This window comes from Streptomyces sp. G7(2002) (assembly GCF_028870195.1).
In the GTDB taxonomy this organism is placed as follows: domain Bacteria; phylum Actinomycetota; class Actinomycetes; order Streptomycetales; family Streptomycetaceae; genus Streptomyces; species Streptomyces nigrescens.
This window is the reverse complement of sequence record NZ_CP102609.1, coordinates 2030678-2043200: the sequence shown is the minus strand read 5'-3', so window position 1 is coordinate 2043200 and position 12523 is coordinate 2030678. Positions and strand designations below refer to the sequence as shown.

The window sequence follows — 12523 nt, the reverse complement described above, 5'->3', positions numbered from 1 at the left end:
AGTGAGATGCGACGCGGCCGGCGCATCGCCGTGGATGTCGGGGACGCCCGTATCGGGGTCGCCTCGTGCGACCCCGACGGGGTCCTCGCCACCCCCGTCGAGACCGTGCCGGGACGTGACGTTCCGTCAGCACACCGCCGGCTCAAGGCGATCGTCGAGGAGTACGAGCCCCTCGAAGTCGTGGTCGGCCTGCCCCGCTCCCTCAGTGGGGGAGAGGGGCCGGCCGCGGCCAAGGTCCGGGCCTTCGCCCAGGAGATGGCCCGGAACATCGCCCCCGTAGGGGTCCGGCTGGTCGACGAGCGGATGTCGACGGTCACGGCCACCCAGGGCCTGCGGGCCTCGGGAGTCCGGAGCAAGAAGGGCCGCTCGGTGGTCGACCAGGCGGCCGCGGTGGTCATTCTGCAGAGCGCGCTGGAGACCGAACGCGTCTCCGGGGAACCTCCGGGCGAGAGCGTCGAAGTGGTCATCTGATCGCGGTACGGTAACGTTCCGCGCGATGTGCGGCGTTCGAACAGCCGCGCGTGCAAGTAGAGGCGGATCGGGTACAGCAAGCGCGCTGCCAGGCCGGAGTGCACCGCCTCTCGGCTCTAGGGGATCGATGACCGAGTATGGCCGGGGCTACGGCTCCGAACCGTGGCATCCCGAGGACCCGCTCTACGGAGACCAGGGTTCCTCCAGAGGCCAGGAGCAGCAGCCTCAGTGGGACGGACAGCAGGCCCACCGGTACCCCCAGCAGCAGGCTGACCCGTATGCCCAGCAGCACTACAACGGCGGCTGGGACGGTGCGCAGGGCGGGCAGCCGCCGTACGACCCGTACGACCCCTACGGGCAGCAGCCGCCGGCCGACCCGTACAGCGGGACGAACCCCGACTACTACGCCGCTCCGGACGCCTATCCGCCGCAGCACCAGCATCCGCACCCGCAGGCGATGCAGGGCCAGCAGGGAATGCAGCAGCAACAGCAGTACCAGCAGCCGCAGCACCCTCAGCACCCGGAGCCGCACTACAACGAGGGCACCGGCGCCGGCGACGACTGGCGGGCCGATCCGGGGCCGCGCGAGCCGGAGCCGGAGCATGCGTTCTTCGCGGACCACGGCGATGACGACGGCCGCGACGACCTCGACCCGCGCGAAGAGGGCCGGGGCGGCCGCGAGCGCCGCGGCAAGAAGAACAAGAAGAACAAGCGGCGCAGCGGCCGGGCCTGCCTGGTCGTGACCCTGCTCTTCGCCGGAGCCGTCGGCACCGTCGGCTATTTCGGCTACGACTTCATCATGAGCCACTTCGGCCCGGCCCCCGACTACGAGGGCGAGGGCACCGGCGAGGTCCAGGTCGACATCCCGGAGAATTCCACGATCCTGCAGATGGGGCTGGCCCTCAAACGGGCAGGCGTGGTCAAGAGCGCCGACGCGTTCTCCGAAGCCGCCACCGACAGCAAGAAGGACAAAGTCCTTCAGCCGGGGACATATTCCCTGCGCAAGCACATGTCCGCGGCCTCGGCCGTCGAGCTGATGGTGGACCCCAAGAGCCGCAACGGCCTCACGATCCGTGAGGGCCTGCGCTCCGGCGACGTCTACAAGCTCATCGACACGAAGCTCCACCTCAAGAAGGGCACGACCAAGGGCGTCGCCAAGACCGAGGCCAAGAGCCTCGGGCTGCCTTCCTGGGCCAAGAATGCGTCGAAGCTGAAGGACCCGCTGGAGGGCTTCCTCTATCCGTCGACCTACAGCGTCGGAGAGAAGGCCAAGCCGGCGGCGGTCCTCAAGCAGATGGTGGCGCGGGCGAACCAGGTCTACGAGCAGCACGACCTGGAGGGGAACGCGCAGAAGCTGCACCTCGAATCGCCGATGCAGCTGCTCACCGTCGCCAGCCTCACGCAGGCCGAGGGCAAGTACAAGCACGACTTCGACCGGGTCGCCCGGGTCGTCTACAACCGTCTCAAGCCGGACAACACCGAGACCTACGGCCTGCTCGACTTCGACTCGACGGTGAACTACGCCAGGTCCCAGAGCACGCTGGACACCGGATCCGTCGACGATCTGCGGAACTTCAACGATCCCTACAACACCTACAAGTTCAAGGGACTGCCGCCGGGGCCGATCGGCAACCCGGGCGAGGAAGCCATCAGGTCGGCGATCGACCCTGCCAAGGGCAACTGGTACTACTTCGTCTCGATCAACCCGGAAAAGACGCTGTTCGCCGAGACGAACGAAGAGCACGAACGAAACCGCCGCATTTACCTCAAGGAACAAGAGAAAGCCAAGCAATGAGCGCCACCCGTCGGGCTGCGGTACTCGGCTCCCCGATCGCCCACTCCCTCTCCCCGGTTCTGCACCGTGCCGCATACGCGGAACTGGGGCTGGAGGACTGGGCGTACGACCGCTTCGAGGTCGACGAGGCGGCGCTGCCCGGGTTTTTCGAGACGCTCGGTCCCGAGTGGGCGGGCCTGTCGCTGACCATGCCGCTCAAACGGGCGGTGATCCCACTGCTCGACGAGATCAGCTCCACCGCGGAGGCCGTCGAGGCGGTGAACACCGTCGTCCTCACCGCCGACGGGCGCCGCCTCGGCGACAACACCGACATCCCCGGCATGGTCGCCGCCCTGCGTGAGCGCGGGGTGCGGCAGGTCGAGCGGGCGTCGGTCCTGGGCGCGGGCGCCACCGCCTCCTCCGCGCTCGCCGCGCTCTCCCGGATCTGCACCGGCGAGGTCACCGCGTATGTCCGCAGCGAGGCGCGTGCCGAGGAGATGCGTGGCTGGGGCGAGCGGCTCGGGATCACGGTCCGCACCGCCGCCTGGGAGGACGCCGCCGCGGCCTTCGAGGCGCCGTTGACGATCGCCACCACCCCGGCGGGGACCACCGACGCGCTCGCCGCCGCCGTCCCCGACCGGCCCGGCACGCTCTTCGATGTGCTCTACGAGCCCTGGCCGACGGCGCTGGCCACGGCCTGGGCCGACCGCGGCGGTGCCGTGGTGGGCGGCCTGGATCTGCTGGTCCACCAGGCCGTGCTGCAGGTGGAGCAGATGACGGGCCGGTCACCGGCGCCGCTGGCCGCGATGCGCAAGGCCGGCGAGGTGGCGCTCGCCGCCCGCTGACCCGCCCTGCCGGGCCCGGTCCGCCCGGTCCGGCCCGTACGTCCCCGCGCGCCCGGTCCGCACCCTGGACTGGGCGCCGGTCGTCCCGCGCGACGTGGGAGGATCAGGGGAAGACCGTACGCGGATGAGCAGTACATGAGGAGCACCGTTGAGCAGGTTGCGCTGGCTGACGGCGGGGGAGTCGCACGGCCCCGCACTCGTGGCGACGCTGGAGGGCCTTCCGGCCGGAGTGCCGATCACCACGGAGATGGTGGCGGACGCGCTGGCCCGGCGCCGGCTCGGCTATGGCCGCGGTGCCCGGATGAAGTTCGAGCAGGACCAGGTGACCTTCCTGGGCGGCGTGCGGCACGGTCTGTCGCTGGGCTCGCCGGTGGCGATCATGGTCGGCAACACCGAGTGGCCCAAGTGGGAGCAGGTGATGGCGGCCGACCCGGTGGACCCGGAGGAGCTGGCCGCGCTGGCCCGTAACGCGCCGCTGACCCGTCCCCGCCCCGGCCACGCCGACCTCGCCGGTATGCAGAAGTACGGCTTCGACGAGGCCCGCCCGATCCTGGAGCGCGCCTCCGCCCGTGAGACCGCAGCCCGGGTCGCCCTCGGCACGGTCGCCCGTTCCTTCCTCAAGGAGACGGCCGGCATCGAGATCGTCTCGCATGTCGTCGAGCTGGCCGCGGCCAAGGCCCCGTACGGCGTCGTCCCCAAGCCTTCCGACGTCGAGAAGCTGGACGCCGACCCGGTGCGCTGCCTGGACGCGGACGCGAGCAAGGCGATGGTCGCCGAGATCGACCAGGCCCACAAGGACGGCGACACCCTCGGCGGGGTCGTCGAGGTGCTGGCCTACGGCGTGCCGGTGGGTCTCGGCTCGCATGTGCACTGGGACCGGCGTCTGGACGCACGGCTGGCCGCCGCCCTCATGGGCATCCAGGCCATCAAGGGCGTCGAGGTCGGCGACGGCTTCGACCTGGCACGGGTGCCGGGCTCGAAGGCGCACGACGAGATCGTCTCCACCGATGACGGGATCAAGCGCAGCTCCGGCCGCTCCGGCGGCACCGAGGGCGGGCTGACGACCGGCGAGCTGCTGCGGGTGCGCGCCGCGATGAAGCCGATCGCGACGGTGCCGAAGGCGCTGGCGACCATCGATGTGACCACCGGTGAGGCGGCCAAGGCGCACCACCAGCGCTCGGACGTCTGCGCCGTGCCGGCCGCCGGTATCGTCGCCGAGGCGATGGTGGCCCTCGTGCTGGCGGACGCGTTGGTGGAGAAGTTCGGCGGTGACAGCGTGCCGGAGACCCGCCGCAATGTGCAGACCTTCCTCGACAACCTGGCGATCCGATGACGTCGCCGGCCGTCGTGCTGATCGGCCCGCCCGGGGCCGGTAAGTCGACGGTGGGCGCGCTGCTGGCCGAGCGGCTGGGCGTCGGCTACCGGGACACCGACGCCGATATCGTCGAAACGGCCGGCCGGCCGATCGCCGAGATCTTCATCGACCAGGGCGAGCCGTACTTCCGCGACCTGGAACGGGCCGCGGTACGTGACGCGCTCGACGGCCACCCGGGCGTGCTCGCGCTCGGCGGCGGCGCGATCCTCGACGAGGGCACCCGCAAGCTGCTGACCGGACTGCCGGTGGTCTTCCTGGACGTCCAGCTCGCGGACGCCGTCAAGCGGGTGGGCCTCGACGCGCCCCGCCCGCTGCTGGCCGTCAATCCGCGCAAGCAGTGGCGCGAGCTGATGGAGCGGCGCCGTCCGCTGTACACCGAGGTCGCGCGCGCCGTGATCGCCACGGGGGAGCGGACCCCCGAGCAGGTCGTCGAGGCGATCCTGGACGCTTTGGAGCTACGCCAGGCCGCGGGAGACGCCCCGCAGGCCGCCCACAGGGAGGAACAGGCATGACGGAGCAGGCCACCCGTATCCAGGTCGGCGGCACGGCGGGCACCGATCCGTACGAGGTGCTCGTCGGGCGGCAGCTGCTCGGTGAACTGCCCGGCCTGATCGGCGACGGGGTCAAGCGGGTCGCGGTGCTGCACCCGGAGGCGCTGGCCGCCACCGGCGAGGCGCTGCGCGAGGACCTGGCCTCCCAGGGCTACGAGGCGATCGCCGTTCAGCTGCCGAACGCCGAGGAGTCCAAGACCGCCGAGGTCGCGGCCTACTGCTGGAAGGCGCTCGGCCAGTCCGGCTTCACCCGCAGCGATGTGATCGTCGGCGTCGGCGGCGGTGCCACCACCGACCTGGCCGGCTTCGTCGCCGCGACCTGGCTGCGCGGGGTGCGCTGGATCGCCGTACCGACCACCGTGCTCGGCATGGTGGACGCGGCGGTCGGCGGCAAGACCGGCATCAACACCGCCGAGGGCAAGAACCTCGTCGGCGCCTTCCACCCGCCGGCCGGTGTGCTCTGCGACCTGGCCGCGCTGGACTCGTTGCCGGTGCACGACTACGTCTCCGGTCTGGCCGAGGTCATCAAGGCCGGCTTCATCGCCGACCCGGCGATCCTCGACCTGATCGAGTCGGACCCGGAGGCCGCCAAGCGCCCGGACGGTGCGCACACCGCCGAGCTGATCGAGCGGGCGATCCGGGTCAAGGCCGAGGTGGTCTCCGCGGACCTCAAGGAGTCCGGTCTGCGCGAGATCCTCAACTACGGCCACACCCTCGCGCACGCCATCGAGAAGAACGAGCGCTACAACTGGCGGCACGGCGCCGCCGTTTCCGTCGGCATGGTCTTCGCCGCCGAACTCGGCCGGATCGCCGGCCGCCTGGACGACGCCACCGCCGACCGGCACCGCTCCGTTCTGGAGTCCGTCGGGCTGCCGCTGACCTACCGGGGCGACCAGTGGCCCAAGCTGCTGGAGACGATGAAGGTCGACAAGAAGTCCCGCGGTGACCGGCTGCGCTTCATCGTCCTGGACGGCCTCGCCAAGCCGACCGTCCTGGAGGGCCCGGACCCGGCCATGCTGCTCGCGGCACACGCGGAGATCGCGGCGTGAGCAAGGGTGAACGGAAGGGGCACGGCATGAGCGGCAAGACCCGGCGGGTGCTCGTCCTCAACGGGCCCAACCTCGGCCGGCTGGGCTCCCGTGAGCCCGATGTCTACGGCGCCACCTCCTACACCGGACTGGTCGAGGAGTGCACCCGGCTCGGCAAGGAGCTGGGGTTCGAGGCCGAGGTCCGGGAGACCAACGACGAGGGCGAGATGATCCGCTGGCTGCACGAGGCCGCCGACGGATCGATTCCGGTCATCATCAACCCCGGTGCCTTCACGCACTATTCGTACGGCATGCGGGACGCGGCAGCCCAGCGCACCGCCCCGCTGATCGAGGTGCACATCTCCAACCCGTACGCCCGCGAGGAGTTCCGCCACAATTCGGTCATCGCGGCCATCGCCAGCGGTACGGTCGCCGGCTTCGGCATCGGCTCGTACCGTCTGGCGCTCCGCGCGCTGGCCGAGGAGCTGGACGGCTGACGCACCCTCGGGCACACCACGGCGCCCCCGGCCGTTCCCGCAGCGAGCGCCGGGGGCAGGAGGCCCTCCGGCCGCGTCCGGGAGGGTACCGTTCGCAGCGGTAGCACCCACGCCGACGGCCGTGGGGCACAACGGCCCCTCCGGGCCGGTGGGTTACCGCACGACGCACCGGGCAGACGGCCCGGCGCCTGGGGGCTCCACCCGGCGTGAGCCGGGGGAGCACCGCACCACGTCGACCGCACGAGACGGAGAGCCACCGGATGCAGTACGCAGTGGGGGCTCCGCTGCCGCCGCCCCGCGGGCAGGCATCAGGACCCGGGGCCGCCATGCACTGGACGCCCAACCCGGGAGGGCACACCCCGCCCACCTCGCCGCAGGCCCCTTCGGCCCCGCCGCCGGCTCCCGCTGCCCCGCCGCCCGCGCAGCAGCCCGCCCCCGGCCAGGGCTGGCACGGGCCCGCACCCCAGCAGGCCCCGCCCACCCCGCACAGCACGGACATCACCGGCCATGTGCCGCTGCCCCCGGGCGCCCCCGTGCCGCTGCCCAGCCCGCCCACCGATGCCGCACCGGACGCCGCGCACACGGCCGTCGCGGTGCTGCTCATCGGCCCGGCCGGGGCCGGCAAGACCAGCGTGGCGCGCCACTGGGCCGACACCCGGCGGGTGCCGACCGCGCACATCAGCCTCGACGACGTCCGCGAATGGGTGCGCGCCGGCTTCGCCGACCCGCAGGCCGGCTGGAACGACCACTCCGAGGCCCAGTACCGCCTCGCCCGTCGTACCTGCGGCTTCGCGGCCCGTAACTTCCTCGCCAACGGCATCTCCTGCATCCTCGACGACGCCGTCTTCCCCGACCGGCCGGTCGTCGGCCTGGGCGGCTGGAAGCGCCATGTGGGCCCCGGTCTGCTGCCGATCGTGCTGCTGCCCGGCCTGGAGATCGTGCTGGAGCGCAACGCCCGGCGCAGCGGCAACCGCCGGCTCTCCGACGAAGAGGTGGCCAGGATCCACGGGCGGATGGCCGGCTGGTACGGCTCCGGCCTGCCGATCATCGACAACTCCCAGCACGACGTCGCCACGACGGTGCGGGTGCTGGACGACGTCGTCGCCCGCAGCATCGCCAGCCCGCCCAACTGGTAGACGGGACGGCACCGCTCCCCCGGGCGGCCCCGCTCGACCGGCCGCCTCGGAGGAGTCGCCGTACGCTCGTGATATGTCCGAGTTGTACGCGGCCCGACGCACGCGTCTGCGCGACCGCGTAGCCGGGGCCGGAAGTGCCGCCGCACTGATCTCGCGCCCCGCGAACGTCCGCTACCTCACCGGCTGTGCGCCGCCCGGCGCCGCGCTGCTGCTGGGACCGGCCGACGATGTGCTGCTGTGCGGCAACCCGCTCAGCGGTGATCCCTCCGAGGGGCGCCCGGCCGACGACGTCCGGGTCTCGGTGCTGCCGACACGGGGCGGCGACCCGGTCGTGGCCGGCGCCGACCTGGCCGCCAAGGCCGGCGCGGACATCCTGGCCGTCGAGGAACACCACCTCACCGTCACCCGGCACCGGGCGCTCTCGCAGGTCGCGCCGCGGCTGCGGCTGAGCGATCTGGCCTGCGCGGTCGAGGCGCAGCGGCTGGTGAAGGACGACGACGAGATCGCCTGTCTGCGGATCGCCGCCGAGATCGCCGACCAGGCCCTGGGGGAGCTCCTGGAATCGATCCTGGTCGGACGCACCGAGCGGCATCTCGCGCTCGAACTGGAGCGGCGGCTGGTCGACCACGGTGCGGACGGCCCGGCCTTTCCGACCTCCGTCGCGACCGGCCCGAACGCCGGCCGCCCCGGGCATCTGCCCACCGACCGGCGGGTCGAGGAGGGCGACTTCCTCAGCGTCGGGCTGGGCGCCAATTACCGCGGCTACCGCTGCGAGATCGGCCGGACCTTCGTCATCGGCACCACGCCCTCGGACTGGCAGATCGAGCTGTACGATCTCGTTTTCGCAGCCCAGCGGGCCGGGCGCGAGGCGCTGGCGCCGGGTGTGGAGTGCCGCGAGGTGGACCGGGTGGCCCGCCATGTACTGGATGCCGCGGGGTACGGGGAGCGGCTCGGACCGTGGACCGGGCACGGTGTGGGACTCGAAATCGATGAGGACCCTCAGTTGTCCCCTGCCGCCATGGGTAAACTGGACGCTTGCGTGCCGGTCACCGTCGAGCCGGGGGTTCACATCCCGGGCCGTGGGGGTGTCCGGATCGACGACACACTCGTCGTCCGCCCCGAGGCGGACGGCGGGCCCGAGCTACTCACGATCACGACCAAGGAGCTGCTCGCACTCTGAGCCGTAGGGTTTCGGCGTGCGCTTCTCCGGGGTCCCACACCTGCAGTCCAGGAGATTCCGCAACCGTGGCATCCACGAACGACCTCAAGAACGGCATGGTGCTCAAGCTCGAAGGCGGCCAGCTCTGGTCCGTCGTCGAGTTCCAGCACGTCAAGCCCGGCAAGGGCCCCGCCTTTGTCCGCACGAAGCTCAAGAACGTGCTGTCCGGCAAGGTGGTGGACAAGACCTTCAACGCCGGCGTGAAGGTCGAGACGGCCACCGTCGACAAGCGCGGAATGCAGTTCTCGTACATGGACGGCGACTACTTCGTCTTCATGGACATGGACACCTACGACCAGCTGCACGTCGACCGCAAGTCCGTCGGTGACGCCGCGAACTACCTCATCGAGGGCTTCGAGGCGGTCGTGGCGCAGCACGAGGGCGAGGTGCTCTACGTCGAGCTCCCCGCCGCGGTCGAGCTGACCATCAAGCACACCGAGCCCGGTGTGCAGGGCGACCGCTCCACCGGCGGCTCCAAGCCCGCCGAGCTGGAGACCGGCTACTCCATCCAGGTGCCGCTCTTCATCACCACCGGTGAGAAGATCAAGGTCGACACCCGCACGGGCGACTACCTCGGCCGGGTGAACAGCTAACCGTGGCTGCCCGTACCAAGGCCCGTAAGCGCGCCTTCCAGATTCTCTTCGAGGCCGACCAGCGCGGTGCCGATGTGCAGTCCGTGCTCGCGGACTGGATGCGGCACGCCCGGACCGATCCCCGGCAGCCGCCGGTGAACGAGTACACCCTGCAGCTGGTCGAGGGATACGCGGACCATGTCAACCGCATCGATGAGCTGATCTCCACCTACGCGGTCGACTGGGACCTGGACCGGATGCCCGCGGCCGACCGCAGCATCGTGCGCCTCGGCGCCTACGAACTGCTCTGGGTGGACGACACGCCGGACGCGGTGGCGATCGACGAAGCGGTGCAGCTCGCCAAGGAGTTCTCCACGGACGACTCCCCGGCCTTCGTCAACGGCCTCCTCGGCCGGTTCAAGGAGCTGAAGCCGAGTCTGCGGCGCGAGGCGCAGTAGGCGGTCGGCAGAGCGTGTGAACGGGCCCGGAGCGAGGGGCAGTGCTCCGGGCCCTTCGCATGCCCGCAGAACGCCGTCAGAGGCTCTCGTGGGGGTACCGGCGAGAGCCTCTGACGCCCGGGAAGGCCGCCGGAATGCAGAACCGCCGCCCCGGAAGCCCGGAGCGGCGGTACGTTTCTGCAGGTACGAGGGGGGTCAGAGTTCCTCGTGTGACACGGCGCGGCGTGCATCGGCGTCGAGCACGCCCCAGCTGATCAGCTGCTCGGTCAGCACCGAGGGCGACTGGTCGTAGATGACCGCGAGGGTGCGCAGGTCGTCCTGGCGGATCGAGAGCACCTTGCCGTTGTAGTCACCGCGCTGGCTCTGGATGGTGGCGGCGTAGCGCTGCAGCGGGCCGGCCTTCTCCTGCGGGACATGGGCGAGGCGCTCCAGGTCGAGCACCAGCTTCGGCGGCGGCTCGGCCGCTCCGCCCGGTGTCGTGCCCGGCAGCAGCTCCTGCACCGGGACGCCGTAGAAGTCCGCCAGCTCGGCGAGGCGCTGCACGGTCACTGCGCGGTCACCGCGCTCGTACGAACCGACCACCACGGCCTTCCAGCGGCCCTGGGACTTCTCCTCGACGCCGTGGAGAGAAAGGCCCTGCTGGGTGCGGATGGCGCGGAGCTTGGCCCCGAGCTGTTTGGCGTATTCGCTGGACATAAAACTCCCCAGACGGCTGTATCGACATGCGGCTCCGCCGCGGGCTGGTAACTCACTGTGAGGTTACGCAGCGTAATCTGACTTCGTCAAGCGGAACGGGGCAGACCCTCACCCGTCAGGGGTGCGGACGGGTCCTGGAGGGCCTCCTGGTAGCCTGGGGCGCGTAATTCCGACGTCCTTTAAGGTCCGTCCCGTGAGGCGGAGAAGGAGGTCCGTTTCATATGGACGCAAGCAGTTCCGACACGACGGCTCAGCTCCCCGCACGCCCGGTGCTCGAAGGCCCGGACATCGCGCGGATGCTCACCCGTATCGCCCACGAGATCGTCGAGCGCGCCAAGGGCGCGGACGATGTGGTGCTCCTGGGGATCCCCACCCGCGGCGTCTTCCTCGCCCGGCGACTGGCCGCCAAGCTCGAAGAGATCACCGGCCGTACGGTCCCGGTCGGCTCGCTCGACATCACGATGTACCGCGACGACCTGCGCCTGGGCCCCGCCCGCACGCTCGCCCGCACGGACATCCCCGCCGACGGCATCGAGGGCAGGGTCGTCCTGCTCGTCGACGACGTCCTCTTCTCCGGGCGCACGATCCGCGCCGCGCTGGACGCGCTGGGCGACATCGGCCGGCCGCGCGCCGTGCAGCTGGCGGTCCTCGTCGACCGGGGTCACCGCGAACTGCCGATCCGCGCCGACTACGTGGGCAAGAACCTCCCCACGTCGCTGCGGGAGACGGTCAAGGTCCAGCTCACCGAGGAGGACGGCCGGGACGCCGTGCTGCTCGGCGTGAAGCACACCGCCCCGGCCGGCGAGCGATAGCGCACCGCGCAGCGACCCGGTGACCCCGGGCCCGCAGGCATGCCCGCTCAACGGACATTCCCGTACACCTCCTTCACCCACGGAGAAAACCGGATGAAGCGTCACCTCATCTCGGCCGCCGACCTCACGCGCGACGACGCCGTCCTGATCCTCGACACCGCCGAGGAGATGGCCCGGGTCGCCGACCGGCCGATCAAGAAGCTCCCCACCCTGCGCGGACGCACCGTCGTCAACCTCTTCTTCGAGGACTCGACCCGCACCCGCATCTCGTTCGAAGCCGCCGCCAAGCGGCTCTCCGCCGACGTCATCAACTTCTCCGCCAAGGGTTCCTCGGTCTCCAAGGGCGAGTCGCTCAAGGACACTGCCCTCACCCTGGAGGCGATGGGCGCGGACGCCGTCGTCATCCGGCACCACGACTCCGGCGCCCCGCACCGCCTGGCGACCTCCGGCTGGATCGGCGGCTCCGTGGTGAACGCCGGTGACGGCACGCACGAGCACCCCACCCAGGCACTGCTGGACGCCTTCACGATGCGCCGCCGCCTCGTCGGCGCCGACGAGGGCCTGGGCCAGGACCTCGCCGGCCGCCGCATCACCATCGTCGGCGACATCCTGCACAGCCGGGTCGCCCGCTCCAACGTCCATCTGCTGCACACCCTGGGTGCCGAGGTCACCCTGGTCGCGCCGCCGACGCTGGTGCCGATCGGGGTCGAGCAGTGGCCCTGCGAGGTCTCGTACGACCTGGACGCCGTGGTTGCCAAGTCCGACGCGGTGATGATGCTGCGCGTCCAGCGCGAGCGGATGAACGCGGCGTTCTTCCCGACCGAGCGGGAGTACGCGCGGCGCTACGGCCTGGACGGCGACCGGATGTCCCGGATGCCGGAGCACGCGATCGTGATGCACCCCGGCCCGATGAACCGCGGTATGGAGATCACCGCCGAGGTCGCCGACTCGCCGCGCTGCACGGCCGTCGAGCAGGTCACCAACGGCGTCAGCATCCGGATGGCCGTCCTGTATCTGCTGCTGGGCGGCAACGAGCCCGCCCTGACCGCCGGCAACGGCACCAGCACTCGCACCGAGGAGAGCAAGTAA

14 protein-coding genes are annotated in these 12523 nt (G+C 71.1%); 13 read left to right on the top strand and 1 reads right to left on the bottom strand.

Going from position 1 to position 12523, the window contains the following annotated elements:
• Positions 1-6: 6 nt before the first annotated feature.
• The 11 genes from ruvX to nusB all read left to right on the top strand — a co-directional run bounded on the left by ruvX (position 7) and on the right by nusB (position 9926).
• Positions 7-471: a Holliday junction resolvase RuvX gene (gene ruvX / locus NUT86_RS08035; RefSeq protein WP_018087616.1), complete on the top strand. Its 465-nt coding sequence runs from the start codon at positions 7-9 to the stop codon at positions 469-471.
• A 127-nt stretch (positions 472-598) separates the two neighbouring features.
• On the top strand, positions 599-2266 hold the full coding sequence (gene mltG, locus NUT86_RS08030; protein ID WP_274734391.1) for an endolytic transglycosylase MltG: 1668 nt from the start codon (positions 599-601) through the stop codon (positions 2264-2266).
• Positions 2263-3090 (top strand): shikimate dehydrogenase, encoded by an 828-nt coding sequence (locus tag NUT86_RS08025; protein ID WP_274734389.1) that lies wholly within the window; start codon positions 2263-2265, stop codon positions 3088-3090. The genes mltG and NUT86_RS08025 overlap by 4 nt, the downstream gene beginning before the upstream one ends.
• Before the next feature lie 148 nt (positions 3091-3238).
• Complete coding sequence (aroC, locus tag NUT86_RS08020; protein ID WP_274734387.1) at positions 3239-4423, top strand: chorismate synthase; 1185 nt, start codon at positions 3239-3241, stop codon at positions 4421-4423.
• Complete coding sequence (locus tag NUT86_RS08015; RefSeq protein WP_266447333.1) at positions 4420-4977, top strand: shikimate kinase; 558 nt, start codon at positions 4420-4422, stop codon at positions 4975-4977. Before aroC ends, NUT86_RS08015 begins: the two co-directional genes overlap by 4 nt.
• Complete coding sequence (aroB, locus tag NUT86_RS08010) at positions 4974-6065, top strand: 3-dehydroquinate synthase (protein WP_018087611.1); 1092 nt, start codon at positions 4974-4976, stop codon at positions 6063-6065. Before NUT86_RS08015 ends, aroB begins: the two co-directional genes overlap by 4 nt.
• Before the next feature lie 26 nt (positions 6066-6091).
• Positions 6092-6541 (top strand): type II 3-dehydroquinate dehydratase, encoded by a 450-nt coding sequence (gene aroQ / locus NUT86_RS08005; RefSeq protein WP_018087610.1) that lies wholly within the window; start codon positions 6092-6094, stop codon positions 6539-6541.
• Positions 6542-6801: 260 nt separating this feature from the next.
• Positions 6802-7677, top strand: a complete 876-nt coding sequence (locus NUT86_RS08000; protein ID WP_093644740.1) for a Pro-rich N-terminal domain-containing protein — start codon at positions 6802-6804, stop codon at positions 7675-7677.
• A gap of 73 nt (positions 7678-7750) precedes the next feature.
• The gene (locus NUT86_RS07995; protein ID WP_148589804.1) at positions 7751-8857 is read left to right on the top strand and encodes an aminopeptidase P family protein; all 1107 of its coding nucleotides are present in this window, start codon (positions 7751-7753) and stop codon (positions 8855-8857) included.
• A gap of 65 nt (positions 8858-8922) precedes the next feature.
• The gene (gene efp, locus NUT86_RS07990; RefSeq protein WP_127149914.1) at positions 8923-9489 is read left to right on the top strand and encodes an elongation factor P; all 567 of its coding nucleotides are present in this window, start codon (positions 8923-8925) and stop codon (positions 9487-9489) included.
• 2 nt (positions 9490-9491) lie between these two features.
• Complete coding sequence (nusB, locus tag NUT86_RS07985) at positions 9492-9926, top strand: transcription antitermination factor NusB (protein WP_018087606.1); 435 nt, start codon at positions 9492-9494, stop codon at positions 9924-9926.
• A 195-nt stretch (positions 9927-10121) separates the two neighbouring features.
• On the opposite strand, the gene bldD is transcribed toward nusB, so the two are convergent.
• Positions 10122-10622 (bottom strand): transcriptional regulator BldD, encoded by a 501-nt coding sequence (bldD, locus tag NUT86_RS07980; RefSeq protein ID WP_018087605.1) that lies wholly within the window; start codon positions 10620-10622, stop codon positions 10122-10124.
• Positions 10623-10843: 221 nt separating this feature from the next.
• Between bldD and pyrR the strand changes: the two genes are divergently transcribed.
• Complete coding sequence (gene pyrR / locus NUT86_RS07975) at positions 10844-11434, top strand: bifunctional pyr operon transcriptional regulator/uracil phosphoribosyltransferase PyrR (protein ID WP_018087604.1); 591 nt, start codon at positions 10844-10846, stop codon at positions 11432-11434.
• A 93-nt stretch (positions 11435-11527) separates the two neighbouring features.
• Positions 11528-12523: an aspartate carbamoyltransferase catalytic subunit gene (locus NUT86_RS07970; RefSeq protein WP_093644734.1), complete on the top strand. Its 996-nt coding sequence runs from the start codon at positions 11528-11530 to the stop codon at positions 12521-12523.

Excerpts from the sequence above, each read along its gene's own strand:
- ruvX (WP_018087616.1), top strand. The coding sequence starts at position 7 with ATGCGACGCGGCCGGCGCATCGCCGTGGATGTCGGGGACGCCCGTATC.
- bldD (WP_018087605.1), bottom strand. The coding sequence starts at position 10,622 with ATGTCCAGCGAATACGCCAAACAGCTCGGGGCCAAGCTCCGCGCCATC.
- pyrR (WP_018087604.1), top strand. The coding sequence starts at position 10,844 with ATGGACGCAAGCAGTTCCGACACGACGGCTCAGCTCCCCGCACGCCCG.
- NUT86_RS08015 (WP_266447333.1), top strand. The coding sequence starts at position 4,420 with ATGACGTCGCCGGCCGTCGTGCTGATCGGCCCGCCCGGGGCCGGTAAG.
- NUT86_RS07995 (WP_148589804.1), top strand. The coding sequence starts at position 7,751 with ATGTCCGAGTTGTACGCGGCCCGACGCACGCGTCTGCGCGACCGCGTA.
- NUT86_RS07970 (WP_093644734.1), top strand. The coding sequence starts at position 11,528 with ATGAAGCGTCACCTCATCTCGGCCGCCGACCTCACGCGCGACGACGCC.
- mltG (WP_274734391.1), top strand. The coding sequence starts at position 599 with ATGACCGAGTATGGCCGGGGCTACGGCTCCGAACCGTGGCATCCCGAG.
- NUT86_RS08025 (WP_274734389.1), top strand. The coding sequence starts at position 2,263 with ATGAGCGCCACCCGTCGGGCTGCGGTACTCGGCTCCCCGATCGCCCAC.
- aroB (WP_018087611.1), top strand. The coding sequence starts at position 4,974 with ATGACGGAGCAGGCCACCCGTATCCAGGTCGGCGGCACGGCGGGCACC.
- aroQ (WP_018087610.1), top strand. The coding sequence starts at position 6,092 with ATGAGCGGCAAGACCCGGCGGGTGCTCGTCCTCAACGGGCCCAACCTC.
- NUT86_RS08000 (WP_093644740.1), top strand. The coding sequence starts at position 6,802 with ATGCAGTACGCAGTGGGGGCTCCGCTGCCGCCGCCCCGCGGGCAGGCA.